Source organism: Pseudomonas sp. UMAB-08 (genome assembly GCF_900095225.1).
Classification (GTDB): Bacteria; Pseudomonadota; Gammaproteobacteria; order Pseudomonadales; family Pseudomonadaceae; genus Aquipseudomonas.
Genome location: NZ_LT607415.1, coordinates 203,433 through 219,253, shown reverse-complemented (window position 1 = coordinate 219,253; position 15,821 = coordinate 203,433). Strand labels below are relative to the sequence as shown.

16 protein-coding genes are annotated in these 15,821 nt (G+C 59.4%); 6 read left to right on the top strand and 10 right to left on the bottom strand.

Annotation, left to right across the window (positions count from 1 at the left end; genetic code table 11):
* Positions 1-401: 401 nt before the first annotated feature.
* Positions 402-1,352 carry an LD-carboxypeptidase gene (locus K0F75_RS04060; RefSeq protein WP_219060567.1) on the bottom strand — a complete coding sequence of 317 codons (951 nt, stop codon included), beginning with the start codon at positions 1,350-1,352 and terminating at the stop codon, positions 402-404.
* A gap of 181 nt (positions 1,353-1,533) precedes the next feature.
* On the opposite strand from K0F75_RS04060, the gene K0F75_RS04055 reads away from it, so the two are divergent.
* Complete coding sequence (locus tag K0F75_RS04055) at positions 1,534-2,748, top strand: alanine--glyoxylate aminotransferase family protein (protein ID WP_219060566.1); 1,215 nt, start codon at positions 1,534-1,536, stop codon at positions 2,746-2,748.
* Positions 2,749-2,755: 7 nt separating this feature from the next.
* Here the strand turns inward: K0F75_RS04055 and K0F75_RS04050 are convergent, their stop codons facing one another.
* The 6 genes from K0F75_RS04050 to K0F75_RS04025 all read right to left on the bottom strand — a co-directional run bounded on the left by K0F75_RS04050 (position 2,756) and on the right by K0F75_RS04025 (position 8,929).
* Positions 2,756-3,136 (bottom strand): helix-turn-helix domain-containing protein, encoded by a 381-nt coding sequence (locus K0F75_RS04050; RefSeq protein WP_219060565.1) that lies wholly within the window; start codon positions 3,134-3,136, stop codon positions 2,756-2,758.
* 137 nt (positions 3,137-3,273) lie between these two features.
* Positions 3,274-3,897 (bottom strand): isochorismate family cysteine hydrolase YcaC, encoded by a 624-nt coding sequence (gene ycaC, locus K0F75_RS04045; protein WP_219060564.1) that lies wholly within the window; start codon positions 3,895-3,897, stop codon positions 3,274-3,276.
* A gap of 108 nt (positions 3,898-4,005) precedes the next feature.
* Positions 4,006-5,844 carry an amidohydrolase gene (locus K0F75_RS04040; RefSeq protein WP_219060563.1) on the bottom strand — a complete coding sequence of 613 codons (1,839 nt, stop codon included), beginning with the start codon at positions 5,842-5,844 and terminating at the stop codon, positions 4,006-4,008.
* 38 nt (positions 5,845-5,882) lie between these two features.
* Complete coding sequence (locus K0F75_RS04035; RefSeq protein WP_219060562.1) at positions 5,883-6,506, bottom strand: antibiotic biosynthesis monooxygenase; 624 nt, start codon at positions 6,504-6,506, stop codon at positions 5,883-5,885.
* A 91-nt stretch (positions 6,507-6,597) separates the two neighbouring features.
* The gene (locus K0F75_RS04030) at positions 6,598-8,073 is read right to left on the bottom strand and encodes a mechanosensitive ion channel domain-containing protein (RefSeq protein WP_219060561.1); all 1,476 of its coding nucleotides are present in this window, start codon (positions 8,071-8,073) and stop codon (positions 6,598-6,600) included.
* Between the two features lie 94 nt (positions 8,074-8,167).
* Entirely contained in the window at positions 8,168-8,929 is a 762-nt protein-coding gene (locus K0F75_RS04025; protein WP_219060560.1) for an SDR family oxidoreductase, read from the bottom strand.
* Positions 8,930-9,166: 237 nt separating this feature from the next.
* On the opposite strand from K0F75_RS04025, the gene K0F75_RS04020 reads away from it, so the two are divergent.
* Positions 9,167-10,171 carry an NADP-dependent oxidoreductase gene (locus K0F75_RS04020; RefSeq protein ID WP_219060559.1) on the top strand — a complete coding sequence of 335 codons (1,005 nt, stop codon included), beginning with the start codon at positions 9,167-9,169 and terminating at the stop codon, positions 10,169-10,171.
* A gap of 36 nt (positions 10,172-10,207) precedes the next feature.
* On the opposite strand, the gene pyrF is transcribed toward K0F75_RS04020, so the two are convergent.
* Positions 10,208-10,906, bottom strand: a complete 699-nt coding sequence (pyrF, locus tag K0F75_RS04015; protein ID WP_219060558.1) for an orotidine-5'-phosphate decarboxylase — start codon at positions 10,904-10,906, stop codon at positions 10,208-10,210.
* On the opposite strand from pyrF, the gene K0F75_RS04010 reads away from it, so the two are divergent.
* The gene (locus K0F75_RS04010) at positions 10,905-11,054 is read left to right on the top strand and encodes a hypothetical protein (protein ID WP_219060557.1); all 150 of its coding nucleotides are present in this window, start codon (positions 10,905-10,907) and stop codon (positions 11,052-11,054) included. The two genes, pyrF and K0F75_RS04010, sit on opposite strands and share 2 nt — an antisense overlap.
* Before the next feature lie 106 nt (positions 11,055-11,160).
* Positions 11,161-11,328, top strand: a complete 168-nt coding sequence (locus K0F75_RS04005; RefSeq protein WP_219060556.1) for a DUF2897 family protein — start codon at positions 11,161-11,163, stop codon at positions 11,326-11,328.
* Positions 11,329-11,391: 63 nt separating this feature from the next.
* Here the strand turns inward: K0F75_RS04005 and K0F75_RS04000 are convergent, their stop codons facing one another.
* Positions 11,392-12,213 (bottom strand): ABC transporter substrate-binding protein, encoded by an 822-nt coding sequence (locus K0F75_RS04000; RefSeq protein ID WP_219060555.1) that lies wholly within the window; start codon positions 12,211-12,213, stop codon positions 11,392-11,394.
* A gap of 106 nt (positions 12,214-12,319) precedes the next feature.
* Positions 12,320-12,937 carry a TetR/AcrR family transcriptional regulator gene (locus K0F75_RS03995; RefSeq protein ID WP_219060554.1) on the bottom strand — a complete coding sequence of 206 codons (618 nt, stop codon included), beginning with the start codon at positions 12,935-12,937 and terminating at the stop codon, positions 12,320-12,322.
* A 171-nt stretch (positions 12,938-13,108) separates the two neighbouring features.
* Between K0F75_RS03995 and K0F75_RS03990 the strand changes: the two genes are divergently transcribed.
* On the top strand, positions 13,109-14,935 hold the full coding sequence (locus K0F75_RS03990; RefSeq protein WP_219060553.1) for an acyclic terpene utilization AtuA family protein: 1,827 nt from the start codon (positions 13,109-13,111) through the stop codon (positions 14,933-14,935).
* A 13-nt stretch (positions 14,936-14,948) separates the two neighbouring features.
* Positions 14,949-15,818 carry an SDR family oxidoreductase gene (locus tag K0F75_RS03985; RefSeq protein WP_219060552.1) on the top strand — a complete coding sequence of 290 codons (870 nt, stop codon included), beginning with the start codon at positions 14,949-14,951 and terminating at the stop codon, positions 15,816-15,818.
* The last annotated feature ends 3 nt before the right edge of the window (positions 15,819-15,821 follow it).

The following is a 15,821-nucleotide window of genomic DNA, read 5'->3' as shown; positions in this document are numbered from 1 at the left end:
AGGCCATTGAAACGCAGGCTGATGCTCTGCAGCGACCAAACGCCAATGGCAGCGACCAGGGCGGTCAGCAGCAATACGAGGATAAAACCCACCCCCAATTTTTTCGCCATCCCGAGGTTGGCAAAACGTGCTTGCACGGCCGAAATCATAGCGCTCAATCCCCGTTCGAATACCAAAAGGCGTTCAGGCCATTCATTAAGCCATCCTGGAATCATGCAGATTCGCAACGGACCCGACTCAGCACAAGCCTCTGGCGCCTGAATAATGGCAAAAAGCTACGTGCAAGTCGTTTTCAGGACGCTTAGTGTCGGCTGGCACGTGAACTTTATCGGCTGAACGTCACCCTTTGGCAAGATACTCACCCCATGGCGATGATCTTCGACTTCACGCCGCGCCTTTCTTTAACGGCAGGCCGCTGCCACCAGCAAGGTGCCGGCATCAGCGTCGAGGATGGCGTGCGTGCCCAGTGGCACCGCAATGTTGGGGTCGCCGTGGCCGATGGACAGCCCACCCAGCAGCGGAATACCGAGATCGCCCAGACGTTCGTTGAGCACGTCCGCCAGACTGATCTGCCCTGCCGCGCCTGCGGGCTCGCTGAACTGCCCCACCGCCACGCCCGCCAGACGCTGCAGGATGCCGCAATTGCGCAGATGCGTGAGCATTCGATCGACACGGTACGCCGCTTCGGCCACGTCCTCGATCAGTAGGATCGCGCCGTTCAGGTCGGGCATAAATGGCGTGCCAATGGAGGTACTGAGCATGCTCAGGTTACCGCCCAACAAAATCCCTTGAGCTACACCCGTGCTGCGCACACTCACCGTGGCTTCTGCGGGATCGGCCCTGACCAGCACCGGTTCGGCGCTCATCAACGTGTGTTTTACGCTGCTATTCGTCAGGCCGCCCCGCTCAAGCTGCACGGCCACCGGGCCATGGATGCTGGCCAACCGCGCGTTACGCCAGAGCGCTGCATGCAAGGCCGTGATATCGGAAAATCCCAGCACCAGCTTGGGGTCTCGCCTTACCGCATCGAAGTCCAGGTGTTCAATAATGCGCTGCACACCATAACCACCGCGGTTGCAGATGACCGCACGGATCTCGGGGTCGGCCAACGCGTCGTTCAAGTCCGCAGCACGATGCTCATCCCTGCCCGCATGAAACGAGTTTTTATCCAGCGCATGGGGATAGATGCGTGGTCGCAGGCCCCAATCGCTGAGCACCTTGACCGCGACCTCGACGCGCGCCTGAGCCACGGGCCCGGCAGGCGACACCAGCGCGACGGCATCCCCGACTCGAAGCCGTTGAGGGTGCAGTGTCGGTAAACCGCTGTGTTCTTGAGTGTGATAAAAATCCATCGTTACTCGCCGCCCCCTGGTTTTGATAAAACAGTTAACCACACATCGAACCACCGTTTCTTGTCACCCAAAACCCAGGGCATGAACTCACCACCCTCGTTGAGGTATGCTCAGCGGCGTCCGATACAGCGCTAGGTTGCTTAGGTAGCGCCCCTATTTCATCGACCCATAAAGAACGTTCATGAACATTAAAATCCCGGCTTCCATCATCGCGCTCGATCAAATTCTACCCCAGGAACCGTTGCTGATGATGGGCGCGGGCCCTGTACCGCTGCCGCACAAAGTGGCCTATGCGAACTCCATCGTCATCAATCACCTGGGCGATGTGATGAATCAGGTGATCGACCAGGTCAAGGACATGGGCGCCTACGTCTTTCAGACTGCGTCCAAGCATGTATTGGGTGTAGCCGGTCCCGGTTCAGCGGCAATGGAAATGGCGATCTGCAACCTGGTGACCCCGGGCAGCAAGGTGCTGTCGATCTGCAACGGTTACTTCAGCCGTCGTATGTCCGAGATGGCATCCCGTGTCGGCGGTGCAGTCACCATCATGGAGGTCCCGGACAATCAAGCGGCCGACCCCGATATCGTTGAGCAATACTTGAAGCAGGGTGATTTCCGCACGCTGACCATTGTTCAGGGTGAGACCTCGAATACCGTTTATAACCGCCATCTGGAAACGATTTCGCGACTGGCGCATTCCTATGACTGCGCAGTGATTGTCGACGCGGTTTGCACCTTGAGCACCATGCCGTTCGACATGGATGAGTGGCAAGTCGACGCAGTCATCACCGGCGGGCAAAAAGGCTTGTCGTCCATTCCCGGCGTTTCGCTGCTGGCCTTTTCCGACTACGCATGGGCGCGAATCGAAGCGCGCAAACAGCCGATTGCCCACTGGTGCTTGGACGCACTGCTGGCCGACAAGTTCTGGAACCAGCGTTCCTATCACTACACTGCACCAGTCTCCGGCATTCTGGCGCTGCATGAAGCATTGCACCTGGTGTGCGAAGAAACCCTGCCGCGTCGATTCCACCGGCATGAGCTGTGCTCCAAAGCCCTGCAAAGAGGGATGGAAGCCATGGGTCTGGAACTCCTGGTTCCAGAAGAAGTACGCCTCAACTCGGTGATCGGCATCAACGTTCCCAAAGGCGTTTCCGCTGACCTGGTCAGAAGCCACATGACAGCCGTACACCGGGTCGAAATCTCCGGTTCGTTCGGCCTCAATATCGTGCGTATCGGCCAGATGGGTGAGCAAAGCCGCGTGCACAACCTGTTCCGCACCTTGCACGCCCTGGGGTCGAGCATGCGCCATGCCGGCGCTTCTCTGGACCTGCCAACCGGGATCTCCGAACTGGAACGGTATGTGTCTCGCGATACAGCCTCGGCCGCTGCCAGCTAAAGTCCCATCAAGGGCGCATGCGACACCAGGCACTTGGTGTCGTACCCTCCCGTCGTGAAAACACCCGGGTGAAATGCGCCTGATCGGCGAAACCACAGTCCAGCGCGATGTGCGACAGGCAATGCTGTCCGCTCGCCAGCATTTCTTTGGCCTTTTCTATACGCATCTGCAATAGCCAGGCATGGGGCGCCATGCCGGTGCTTTGCTTGAAGGCGCGGGAGAAATGGCTGCGTGACAACGCGCACGCTTCTGCGATGCGCGCCACAGACAACCCTTCAGACAGATGGTTGGCGATCAACTCCTTGGCACGACGCACCGATAGCCGTTCGGTGTACAGGTGCGCCGACACGAGATCAGGGACAGGCTCACTGCCTTGCTTAAGGGTCATGCCTGAGCTTCCAGTATTCACGGAAACCTGAGGGTAGCTGCTTGAACCGTGAGGGTGGGCTCAGGGGACGATCGGTAGCCTGACCATGCCCACTCAGCGCATGAGCATGGTCAGCCCTGAAACAAGACGCTTCGGGCTTACTTCTTGGCCGCGTAGCTGTTCATCAAGTTGCGGTAGTTGGGCAGACGCTCGGACAGCAGATGACCGAGCCCTTCGATGTCATTGCGCCAGTCGCGATGCAGTTCGCAGGCCACCGAGAACCAGTTCATCAGTTGCGCGCCAGCCGCCGTCATTCGCTGCCAGGCCGCTTGCTGCACGGTTTCGTTGAACGTTCCCGACGCGTCGGTGACCACGAACACATCAAAGCCCTCGGCGATGGCTGACAAGGTTGGAAACGCCACGCAGACATCCGTCACCACTCCGGCAATGATCAACTGCTTGCGCCCGGTGTCCTTGATGGCCTTGACGAAATCAGCGTTGTCCCAGGCATTGATCTGCCCGGGGCGCGGAATATACGGCGCGTCCGGGAACATCGCTTTAAGTTCCGGCACCAGCGGGCCGTTGGGGCCCTGCTCAAAACTGGTGGTCAGAATGGTCGGCAATTTGAAGAACCTGGCAATGTCGGCCAACGCCAATACGTTGTTCTTGAACTCGTTAGGGGAAAAATCCTGAACCAGTGAAATCAGGCCCGTCTGATGATCGACCATCAGGACCACGGCATCATCCTTATCCAAACGCTTGTAGGGGGTCACGTTGCTCATGGGGTTGCTCCAGTGTGGTTTATCGATCAGCGCCGCGTCCAGCCAAGGCGCCGGTTATCACCTTTTCTTCATTCCATTTCAGCGCGCGGCGCGTTAGAACACGGCGACTCAAAACGCAAAGCATGAGCAGCCAAAAGCACCCCAAAAGCCCTGGAAGTCACTGACCGGCGCCGATGACAGGCGTGCCTGCTGGTGGCTGTGAACATGCACTGCACAAGGGCCGGCACACTGATGCACCTGAGCCAGTAGTGGTGATGCGGGACGCCAGTGACCCGGCACCTTGACCACCGGCGACCAGTCCGGCATCACCGGCAGGCTGGGCGGCGCCTGCGTGCTGAAGTCGCCAACGGCATACACGACCTTGCCATTGACCACGGTCAGCACCGACTCAATCCACTTGATCGCCTCTTCGTCGACGCTGAAATAGTCCGCCGACAGCGCCACCAGGTCCGCCAGTTGCCCGATCTTGATCTGGCCTTTCTGGCCCTGGTCAGCCGAAAACCAGGCGCTGCCATGGGTAAACAGTTCCAGCGCGATCTCCCGAGACACGCCTTGCGGGTATAGCTCAAGCCCGCCCACGGTGCGCCCGCTGACCAGCCAGTACAGCGAAGTCCAGGGGTTGTAGCTCGACACCCGCGTGGCATCAGTGCCCGCACCTACCGGAATGCCTTCGCTAAGCATGCGCTGGATCGGCGGCGTGTTTTCGGCCGCCTTGGCACCGTAGCGGTCAACGAAGTACTCACCCTGAAAGGCCATGCGATCCTGAATCGCGATCCCGCCACCCAAGGCCCGCACGCGCTCGATATTTTTCGGGGTAATGGTTTCGGCATGGTCGAAAAACCAGGGCAAGCCATCAAAAGGAATGTCGCGATTGACCCGTTCAAAGACGTCGAGCATTCGCGAAATGGACTCGTTATAGGTGGCGTGCAACCTGAACGGCCAGCGTTGCTCCACCAAATGCCGCACCACCGGCTCCAGATCCTGCTCCATCCCCACGGGCAGGTCTGGCCGCGGTTCGAGAAAATCTTCGAAATCGGCGGCGCTGAACGCCAGCATCTCCCCTGCCCCGTTGTGCCGCAAAAAATCGTCACCCTGGCCGTAGTGCGAAGTGCTGGTCCAGTTCTTGAAATCGCTCAGTTCTTCTTTGGGCTTCTGGGTGAACAGGTTGTAAGCAATGCGCACCGTAAGCTGCCGGTCCTTGGCCAACTGCTGGATCACCGCATAGTCGTCAGGGTAATTCTGATAACCGCCGCCCGCATCAATGGCGCTGGTCACGCCCAATCGATTGAGTTCATGCATGAACTGGCGGGTCGAATTGACCTGGTATTCAAGGGGCAGCCTGGGTCCCTTGGCCAAGGTCGAATACAGGATCATCGCGTTGGGCCGCGCCACCAGCATGCCCGTCGGTTCACCTTTGGCATCACGCATGATTTCCCCACCCGGCGGGTTCGGCGTATCACGGGTGTAACCCACCACCTGCAAGGCAGCGCGGTTGAGCAAGGCGCGGTCGTACAAGTGCAGGACGAAAACCGGTGTGTCCGGCGCGGCCTTATTCAGCTCATCGAGAGTGGGCATGCGTTTTTCGGCGAACTGGAATTCGGTCCAGCCACCCACCACGCGCACCCATTGCGGCGCGGGCGTGCGTTCGGCCTGGGTCTTGAGCATCCGCAGCGCGTCGACCAGCGACGGCACGCCTTCCCAACGCAGTTCCAGGTTGTAGTTCAGACCGCCCCGAATCAGGTGCAGGTGCGAGTCGTTCAGGCCGGGAATCACCGAGCGGCCTTTGAGGTCAATCACCTGAGTGCCTGTGCCGCGCAGGGCCATGGCCTGAGCCTCATCGCCCACCGCGACGAAGCGCCCGCCCTGAATGGCCACCGCACTGGCAGTGGGCAGGTCGCGATCAACCGTGTGGAAATGGCCGTTGTACAGAATCAGATCAGCGTTCATTCGTGTCCCCTCATCGTCAACATGGAAGGCCGTATTGCTCATGGTTTGACCTCGCTTGACGGGTGCTTGGCATCGACGTCAGGAGGGTTTGAAGCAGCGCGTAACCAGGGCGCGAACACGCGCGTGGCCCACGGCATGAACAGGTAAACCACCAGCAGGACGATGTTCAGGGTGATCACCACGTTGCCGATCAGATAGCTCAACAGGGCGTCCAGCGCCGGCAGCCTTCCCAGAATCGGCTTCCAGAACAAGGGCACCAGCATGCTCAGTGGCAGGATCACCAAAAACGTCACCGCGGCTTGCTTCCAGCGCGGCGGCGGGCTGGCAACATCAGCGGGTGTGAACCAGAACTCACTCTGTCGATTGATCTCAGTCTGATCGCCGTCAGCCAAGAGCGGGCTAACCTCCTCGATCAAACCGCGCCGCTCGCTGGAATCGAGCCAGCGTTGCAACGAGTCGGTGTCGCGAAAGCGTAGAACACAGGTGAACAGACGCAGGCCCGCGCCATGCCCGCGAATGATATCGACACCCAAATGGCCGTCGTAACGGCCTGCAATGCTGACTGTCCGGCGCAGCCAGGCTTCATATTGCGCTTCGGCGCCAGCTTTGATCCGATGGCGAACCACCAGCGTCACCACATCATCCGGGGCGGCGTTGGACATTGTGCATACCTCGTTGCTGTCGATTAGCAGGGCGAGGCTTCAATATGCGTCAGTCAGCGGTTTGAGAATTGAACGTTTGTGCTGTGGCGATTCAACTGAGTTTGTCCGTCGGCCCGCGCTCGTTACCCGGCTGAAAGCGAGTGACGCTTTTGCGCAACCATTGGAGGAAACCGTTCGGGCCTACATCCACGGGCTTGTGCTGAATCATCGTCGCCCGAGCCTGCGCGCGGAAGCGTACCAACCCCGCCAGAGCGCCGCGCAATTCACCGTGCTCGTCCAGCCACGGCTCAAGGTCTTTGCTTTCGATGCGATAGACCATGCAGTCGGTCAGTGCACTGAATCGCGCCAGGCTGGCCGACTGGTCGACAATACCGGTTTCGCCGATCAGTTCGCCCGGCCCCATGCGCCCAACCTCAAGCCAGCCATCGGGCCGCTCAACGGCCGCAGTCACCACCCCGGACTCAATGATCAACAGCGCATCGGGGACGACACCCTGAGCGAGAATCACCGCGCCGACAGGGTACGAGCGCAAGTGCATGTGGCGCTCGAGCTCGGCACGGTCTTCATCGCTGAGCATGCGCAGCACCCCGACAGTGTTGAGCACTGCCGACTGCCGCGTCGCAGGCTTGATCTGATCCTGGCGCAGGGTTTCGGACGCCGCCAACTGGCGATAGATCAAGTCATAGAGCTGATTACTCACCGCGCTGCGACGGTCCCGGGATTTGACGTAGCCGGTGATTTCATACTCCACGGAGCGCAGACCGGACGCCTTGACCACGGCCCCGGCTTTGGGTTTTGCCAGCAGCTCACGGCAGCCCTGCAAGGCTTTCTCCAGCGAGTCCAGCACCAGACTCGGGCGCAAGCGTACCGGTAACTCCACGGTCAGCGTCACGGAATGGAAGTGATCGGGACGGCTGAAATTGACGATCCGGGTCTTGGCCGCCATCGCGTTGGGAATCACCGCCATGCTGCCTTCGGACGTCAGCAGATGGGTTGACCGCCAATCAATTTCGATTACCTTGCCTTCTATGTCGTCGACGCGAATCCAGTCATCGACCCGAAAGGGTTTGGTTGCGTTGAGCACGATCCCGGAAAATACGTCGCCCAGCGTGCTCTGCACAGCCAGACCGAGGATGATCGCCACCGCGCCCGATGTCGCCAGCAAGCCTTTGACTGGCAAATCGAGGATATACGCGGCAGCCGCGACGACGGCGACCAAAAAGATGATCGCGCCCATCAGGTCTTGCAGCAAATGCCCCTTGCCACCGATCCGGGGCTCCAGAATCACCACCGCCAATACGGTCAGGGTTCGCGCGCCATAAAGCCACCAGGCAATCGCAAGCACGGTCGCCAGCGTGTGCCGGGGTGGCAGGACCACATCCGGCACCGGAAACAGAGGGCTCAACCCGGCATCCAGCAATGCCATGCTGAACAACAGAAACAGGCCCAGCCGCACCGCCATCTTCCAGCGCACATACCGTGGGTCAACCCATTGCCAAAGGGTCAGGTCGATAATGATCAGCACCAAGGCACTGACCAGTGGGTAGGCAAACCACATGAAATCCATCGACTCACTCCTGACACATAGACCACTACAGGAGGCGAGCTTAGCCGATCAGCGCGCGCAAGCGTGAGCGCCTACTACCAAGGATTGGTGGGTCCTAAATCGCGGTCACCCCACCGTCCACCGCCAACGCGTGGCCAGTGGTGAAGGCCGCGCCATCGCTGCACAGGTACAGCACAGCGCTGGCGATTTCTTCGACAGTGCCGACACGACCGACCGGGTGCATGACGGCCACGTATTCGGCTTTTTTCGGGTCGGCTTCATAGGCACGACGGTACATGTCGGTGTCGATCACTGCCGGGCAGACGGCGTTGACGCGAATTTTCTTCTTCGCGTACTCAATCGCGGCCGACTTGGTCAGGCCGATCACGGCATGCTTCGACGCACTGTAGATGCTCATCTTTGGCGCAGCGCCAAGGCCGGCCACTGACGCTGTGTTGACGATGGCCCCGCCGCCTTGGACGAGCATCAGCGGTAATTGGTACTTCATGCACAACCAGACGCCTTTGACGTTGACGCCCATGATTGCATCGAACTCGGCTTCGCTGCCCTCGGCCAAACGGCCCTTTTCGATCTCGATGCCAGCATTATTGAAGGCATAGTCGACGCGGCCATACGTACTCACGGCCTGCTCCATCAACTGGCGCACTTCAGTTTCTTTCGTGACATTGCAGCGCACAAACACTGCATCGCCGCCCGCAGCACGAATCAATTCAACCGTGCCTTCCCCGCCCTCACTGTCCAGGTCTGCCACCACCACTTTCAAACCCTGCTCAGCAAAGGCTAATGCGGTCGCGCGACCAATGCCCGCAGCAGCGCCCGTGACCAAGGCCACCTGACCGGAAAAAGTCATGCTCATGTAATTGTCCTCTGACGGTTGAATAGTGACGCAGTCTAGCCATCCCCCGCAGGCGCACGTCAGCACTATCAAAGACCCGGTTATGCACGTATGCGCCAGAGTGATTAAGCCAGCGAGGGCTCATCACCCAACTGGATCAGCCTGCATTCGCCAGACGGACAAACCTTGCCGGAACGGCGGTCAACGACTATCACGTAGGCGTGTTATCTCTCCTTCCTGTCTAAAAGAGTGCCTGCCATGACTGCCCAGACCAACCGTCAATTCCTGCTCGCCAAGCGCCCTTCCGGGGCCGCGAGTCGCGACGACTTTACCTTCCAGCAAGTGCCTGTCGGCGAAGTGGCGGCAGGTCAGGTTCTGGTCAAGAACGAATACCTGTCGCTGGACCCGGCCATGCGCGGCTGGATGAATGAAGGCAAGTCCTACATTGCACCCGTCAATCTGGGTGACGTGATGCGCGCGCTGGGCGTAGGCAAAGTGATCGCTTCACAGGCCCCTGAATTTGCCGTCGGTGATTACGTGCAGGGCGCGCTGGGGGTGCAGGACTACTTTCTCGGTGAGCCCAGGGGGTTCTACAAAATAGACCCGAAACTGGCACCACTGCCGCGTTATCTGTCCGCGCTGGGCATGACCGGCATGACCGCTTATTTCGCCCTGCTGGACGTCGGTGCGCCGAAAGCCGGTGAGACCGTGGTGATTTCCGGGGCCGCAGGTGCGGTGGGCAGTGTTGCCGGGCAAATCGCCAAAATCAAAGGTTGCCGCGTGATCGGCATCGCCGGGGGCAAAGAAAAATGCCAGTCGCTGATTGATGAACTGGGTTTCGACGGCGCCATCGACTACAAGAATGAAGACGTCAACGCGGGCCTCAAACGTGAATGCCCGAAAGGCGTCGACGTGTATTTCGACAATGTCGGTGGCGATATCCTCGACGCCGTTCTTTCCCGCCTGGCGCCCAAAGCACGGGTGATCATCTGCGGCGCCATCAGCCAGTACAACAACAAGGAAGCGGTCAAAGGCCCGACCAACTACCTGTCATTGCTGGTTAACCGTGCGCGCATGGAAGGCTTCGTGGTCATGGACTACGCCCCCAAATTCGCCGCAGCCGGTCAGGAAATCGCCGGCTGGCTCGCTTCAGGAAAACTCAAAAGCAAGGAAGACATCGTCGAGGGTCTGGAAACGTTCCCCGAAACCCTGATGAAGCTGTTCAAGGGTGAAAACTTCGGAAAACTGGTGTTGAAGGTGTGATCGGAGGCGCCTGAACAGACGCCTCGCGAATAGCTTTTACGCCAACTCAGCCACGACCGCCGCCAGCGCTTTTGCCGGGTCGGCGGCCTGGCTGATGGGACGGCCGATGACCAGATAGTCGGAGCCAGCGTCCAGCGCCTGACGCGGGGTCAAGATGCGGCGCTGGTCATCCTGGGCGCTGCCTGCCGGACGAATGCCGGGCGTGACCAGTTGCAAAGAAGGATGGGCAGTTTTCAGGGCTCGGGCTTCAAGTGCCGAGCACACCAGACCGTCCAGACCGGCTTTTTCCGCCAACGCGGCCAGACGCAGCACCTGCACCTGCGGTTCGACGTCCAGACCAATAGCCGCCAGATCTTCACGTTCCATGCTGGTCAGCACAGTGACCCCAATCAGCAACGGTTTTGGCCCGCTGCGCTGATCAAGCACTTCACGGCAGGCCGCCATCATGCGCAAACCACCGGAACAATGGACATTGACCATCCACACGCCCATTTCCGCAGCGGCCTTCACCGCCATCGCCGTGGTGTTGGGGATGTCGTGAAATTTCAGGTCGAGAAACACCTCGAAGCCCTTGTTACGCAGGGTTTCGACGATGTCCGACGCACAACTGGTGAACAGTTCTTTACCGACTTTGACCCGGCACAGCTTCGGGTCCAACTGATCGGCCAGTTTCAACGCGGCGTCACGGTTAGGGAAATCCAGGGCGACGATGATAGGAGTCTGGCAGGCGGACATGAGTAGGCTCTCAGGCAAGTCGAAATCGGCGCGCATTGTAGCCGAACCGGTCGATTTTCGGGACCCGGTGATCGGTAATAGATATTTCCTGCTCACCAGCCAACTGCGCGCCGATGCGTCAGCCGATGCAATGTTGACCGGTCTATAAGTCGCTGACAACTCGCATGCCGCTAACAAACCGGGCACAGGGCGCCTAGAATTGAACCACTGGCAATATAGATTGCTCAAAGTGATATCACTTCAAGGAGAGCCCTATGCCCTGGTATGCCTGGTTAATTCTGATCGTTGCCATTGGCTCGATCGTCGGTGGTCTGTTGATGCTGCGCGATACCGCTACAAAGGTTGATTTGACCGATGAGCAGCTCAAGCGCGTTCATGAACGCAACGCCGAGATGGATGCCAAAGACGCGAAGGATCGTTGACCCACGTGACCGTTTTCGCAGGCTTGCCTGCGAAAACAACGCTCCAGCCATCTGATAGCGGGATTAATGCATTCCGTCCGCAGCGATCGAGTGATTGTTCTGTAGCGATGTGACCGCAATTCGGTACGGCTGGAAGATCTTGAACATCTGCCCGTTATCACGAAGCTGCTGCAATAACTGGCTGAACTGCTCCCCCGTAATAGGCGCCTGCGGACGCAGCAAGGCGTAATGCCGATAAACCTGATCGACCCGCTCGGACACCAAAAACTGGCGGGCCTTATCATGATTACGCGCCATGAAATCGCTCAGGTACGAGCGCGTCACCAGGGCAATGTCAGCCCGTTCGCGCAGCACCATCAGCAAGTTGCTGTCATGGGAATACGTCAGCGTCGCGTTGTAGTGTTCGGCCAGGAATTTGGGGTCGGCGTTGAAGTGGGCAAACGCATAGTGATAGCCGCTGAACAAGGCCAGGCGCTTGCCCTGCAAGTCATCGAAGTAGTTTTGTGTGCGCCCTTCTTCACGCTTGGCGACGAAGATTTCAGCGTCTTCAAGGCCCATGTCGACATTGACGTGCGCAATATTCTTCCAGCCCCAATCCGGATTTTCGAAGATGGCCATGTCGATCCGGCCGTCCTGAAAATCACGAAAGCGACGCGGAATGGACGTCGGCACGAGCAAAAACTGAAAGTCGCTTTGCGCTGCATTCAAGGCGATGACCAACTGCGGCAACAAACCGGTGTCTTCGCCTTTTTCGGGGCGAACAGTGTAAGGCGGAAAATGCGCCGCACCGATACGAACCTGCTGTACGGCACACGCCTCGCTGGCCCATAACGTACTGATAGCCAAAAACAAAGTTCCGTAAGCCGTCCGCGAAGGCGAAGACATCAACACGGCACACCTCAGGTAACTGGATGTGGATAAGCTATGCGTTTTCGGCCTGTTAGACAATGTCAACGTGCTTTCAAATCGCACTCGCTGGCAGGTTTCACCGTTATTTTAAAACCATGATCAGTGCTTCATCCGCCAACTGATCAAGGGTCATGCTGCCTTCAGCGCGAAACCAGGTGGTGGTCCACGACAAGGCGCCCGTTAGAAAGCGCCGTGTGATAAACACATCGCCCTTGATATGGCCGGCCTCTTTCGCCTCTCCCAGTACTTGCAGCCAGAGCTGCTCGTAGAGGTCGCGCAAGGCCAGCACGTGAACCTGCCCTTCTTCCGACAACGATCGCCACTCGTAGACCAGTACTGCCATGGCCTCGCCACTGCCGCCCATAATCGATTGCAGCTCACAGCGAATCAGCGCGAGCACCCGCTCGCGCACAGTGCCCGCGTCGGCGAGCGCCGCATGCATCAAGGCGGTGTTATAGCGGATGGTCTCTTCCATCACTGAGCGCAGGATTTCGTCCTTGCTTTTGAAGTGATGAAAAATACTTCCGGACTGAATGCCTACAGCGCCAGCCAAGTCCCGCACGGTGGTGCGTTCGTAGCCTTTGTTGCGAAACAGGTGAGCAGCCACCTGCAGCAGTTTGCCACGGGCGCTGTCGGGATCGGTGATGTGCCCACCGTCCACCAATTCGCGCATCACCTTCAAGGCTTTTTGCTCGTCCACGGTGAGGTTCCTCTTGGAAGTTGGCATATGGCGCGCGCAATTTATGCCTGTGCGGCACACCAAGCAAGCGCTCGGGTGCCACGTAAAGCAATTATTTTAAGTTGGGGCTTTCAAAACCAAGCGCTTGCTTGGTAGTCTCTAATGCACAGTCAATCGACTACGAGGTCTGTCATGTCCAAAACCGTGCGCATCGGTTGCGCCAGCGCATTCTGGGGGGATACCTGCACGGCGGCCGCGCAACTGGTGGACGGCGGTGGACTGGACTATCTGGTGTTCGACTACCTGGCCGAGATCACCATGTCGCTGCTGGCCGGGGCCCGGATGAAAAATCCGGACGCGGGTTTCGCCACTGACTTCATCGAAGTGCTCGCACCGCTGCTGCCAAAGATCGCCGAGCAGAAGATCAGGATCATCAGCAACGCGGGCGGAGTCAATCCCCTTGCCTGTGCAGCAGCCTTGCACGCAGCCTGCCTGCGCGCGGGGGTCAACCTGAAGATCGCTGTCCTGCTCGGCGATGATCTGCAGCCGCAGTTCAAGCACTTGAGCGGCGCGGGCGTTCACGAAATGTTCACTGGCGCGCCCCTGCCGCCGATGTGCGTGTCCATCAATGCGTATCTCGGTGCACCTGGCATTGTCGAAGCGCTGCGACTGGGCGCTGATATCGTCATCACCGGCAGAGTGGTCGACAGCGCAGTGGTCAGTGCAGCGCTGGTCCACGAGTTCGGCTGGTCCTGGCAGGATCACGACAAACTGGCCCAAGCCGCCCTCGCCGGCCACATCATAGAGTGTGGCGCGCAGTGCACTGGCGGCAACTTCACTGACTGGCAGGACGTGCCGGACTACGAACATATCGGCTTCCCGATCATTGAAGTCAGCGCTGGCAGTCACTTCATTGTCAGTAAACCCGCCGGCTCCGGGGGGTTGATCTCACCGCTGAGTGTCGGTGAACAGTTGCTCTACGAAATCGGCGACCCACGGGCCTACCTGCTGCCTGATGTGGTGTGCGACTTCACCCACGTCCGACTCAAGCAAGTGGGCGACAACCGGGTCAGCGTCGAGGGCGCTCGCGGCTTGGCGCCCAGCGGCCAATACAAGGTTTGCGCGACGTACCCGGACGGTTTCCGCTGCACGGCCAGTTGCCTGATCGCCGGAATCGATGCGGTAAAAAAAGCCGAGCGCGTCGGCCAGGCGATTATCAACAAAACCAATGAGCTGTTCAGCCAACGCGGCTGGCCACCCTATAGCGAAGTGAACATCGAACTGCTGGGCAGCGAAGCCACCTATGGCCCCCACGGCCAACGGCACGACACTCGCGAAGTGGTGATCAAACTGGCGGTGCGTCACCCCGAAAAACAAGCATTGATCCTCTTCTCCCGCGAGATCGCGCAGGCCGCCACGGGCATGGCGCCGGGGCTCACGGGCATCGTTGGCGGCCGGCCCACGGTGTACCCGGTCATTCGCCTGTTCTCATTCCTGATCGACAAGTCCGCCTGCCGCCTGGAAATCGACATCGATGGCCAGCGCAGTCCTTTCGAGCTGCCGCCCCAGCAGAGGTTCGACCCAAGCGCACTGCCCCTGGACCTGCAACCGCCGCAACCTCATGGCCGTGCCGATGCCAGCGTGCCCTTGGTAAAACTGGCGGTAGCGCGCTCCGGTGACAAAGGCAACCACAGCAATATCGGGGTCATGGCGCGACGCCCTGAGTACCTGCCGTGGATCGCCGAAACCCTGAGCAGCGCGGTGGTTGTGGACTGGATGAGCCATGTCCTCGACCCGATTCATGGTCGGGTCGAGCGCTGGTATCTCCCCGGCAGCCACAGCCTGAATTTCCTCCTGGAAAACGCCCTCGGCGGTGGCGGAGTCGCCAGCCTGCGTATCGACCCGCAGGGCAAAGCGTTCGCTCAGCAACTGCTGGAAATCCAGATCCCGGTGCCACAAAGCATTGCCGATCAGGTCGATGGCCAGCAATTCCCGGAAAGCGATCCGGACACTCAATAAGAAGGGGTGATGCATGGCATACGATTCGGTCTTCAGACCCGACCTGTTCCGCAGCCAGACCCATGTGGTCACCGGTGGCGGCAGCGGTATCGGCCGTTGCACCGCCCACGAGTTGGCAGCCCTTGGCGCCCATGTGGTGTTGGTCGGGCGCAAGCAGGCGAAACTCGAGCAGGTGAGCGCCGAGATCAGCGAAGACGGCGGTCAGGTCAGCTGGCAGGTGTGCGACATCCGCGAAGAAGATCGGGTCAAGGCGCTGGTCACTCAGGTGATTGCCGAGCGCGGGCCGATTCATGGGCTGGTCAACAACGCCGGCGGCCAATACCCCGCCCCACTGGCCTCAATCAATCAGAAGGGTTTCGAAACCGTGATACGCACCAATCTGGTCGGTGGTTTCCTGATGGCGCGCGAGGTCTTCAATCAATCCATGAGCCGGCACGGTGGCGCCATCGTCAACATGCTCGCCGACATGTGGGGCGGAATGCCCGGTATGGGCCATTCCGGTGCCGCCCGTTCAGGCATGGAAAACCTCACCAAAACCGCTGCGGTTGAATGGGCTTATGCCGGAGTACGCGTCAACGCTGTAGCACCGGGATGGATAGCTTCCAGCGGCATGGATACGTACGAAGGTGCGTTCAAGGCAGTGATTCCCACCTTGCGCGAGCATGTACCGCTCAAGCGTATTGGCACCGAATCCGAGGTCAGCGCGGCGATTGTGTTTCTGCTCAGTCCCGGGGCCGCGTTCATCAGCGGCAGCACCCTGCGCATTGATGGTGCCGCCAGCCTTGGCAGTCGCGCCTGGCCATTGCACAAGGCGCAGAACAGCACGTCGTATAACGGCTTTCATCGCGCCTGTCTGCCCGATGTCTTGAAGGACAAGGAGTAGCGC

Bases quoted from the DNA above. Each gene is read 5' to 3' on its own strand.
- K0F75_RS04060 (WP_219060567.1), bottom strand. From the start codon at position 1,352: ATGGATTTTTATCACACTCAAGAACACAGCGGTTTACCGACACTGCAC.
- K0F75_RS04055 (WP_219060566.1), top strand. From the start codon at position 1,534: ATGAACATTAAAATCCCGGCTTCCATCATCGCGCTCGATCAAATTCTA.
- K0F75_RS04050 (WP_219060565.1), bottom strand. From the start codon at position 3,136: ATGACCCTTAAGCAAGGCAGTGAGCCTGTCCCTGATCTCGTGTCGGCG.
- ycaC (WP_219060564.1), bottom strand. From the start codon at position 3,897: ATGAGCAACGTGACCCCCTACAAGCGTTTGGATAAGGATGATGCCGTG.
- K0F75_RS04040 (WP_219060563.1), bottom strand. From the start codon at position 5,844: ATGAACGCTGATCTGATTCTGTACAACGGCCATTTCCACACGGTTGAT.
- K0F75_RS04035 (WP_219060562.1), bottom strand. From the start codon at position 6,506: ATGTCCAACGCCGCCCCGGATGATGTGGTGACGCTGGTGGTTCGCCAT.
- K0F75_RS04030 (WP_219060561.1), bottom strand. From the start codon at position 8,073: ATGGATTTCATGTGGTTTGCCTACCCACTGGTCAGTGCCTTGGTGCTG.
- K0F75_RS04025 (WP_219060560.1), bottom strand. From the start codon at position 8,929: ATGAGCATGACTTTTTCCGGTCAGGTGGCCTTGGTCACGGGCGCTGCT.
- K0F75_RS04020 (WP_219060559.1), top strand. From the start codon at position 9,167: ATGACTGCCCAGACCAACCGTCAATTCCTGCTCGCCAAGCGCCCTTCC.
- K0F75_RS04010 (WP_219060557.1), top strand. From the start codon at position 10,905: ATGAGTAGGCTCTCAGGCAAGTCGAAATCGGCGCGCATTGTAGCCGAA.
- pyrF (WP_219060558.1), bottom strand. From the start codon at position 10,906: ATGTCCGCCTGCCAGACTCCTATCATCGTCGCCCTGGATTTCCCTAAC.
- K0F75_RS04005 (WP_219060556.1), top strand. From the start codon at position 11,161: ATGCCCTGGTATGCCTGGTTAATTCTGATCGTTGCCATTGGCTCGATC.
- K0F75_RS04000 (WP_219060555.1), bottom strand. From the start codon at position 12,213: ATGTCTTCGCCTTCGCGGACGGCTTACGGAACTTTGTTTTTGGCTATC.
- K0F75_RS03990 (WP_219060553.1), top strand. From the start codon at position 13,109: ATGTCCAAAACCGTGCGCATCGGTTGCGCCAGCGCATTCTGGGGGGAT.
- K0F75_RS03985 (WP_219060552.1), top strand. From the start codon at position 14,949: ATGGCATACGATTCGGTCTTCAGACCCGACCTGTTCCGCAGCCAGACC.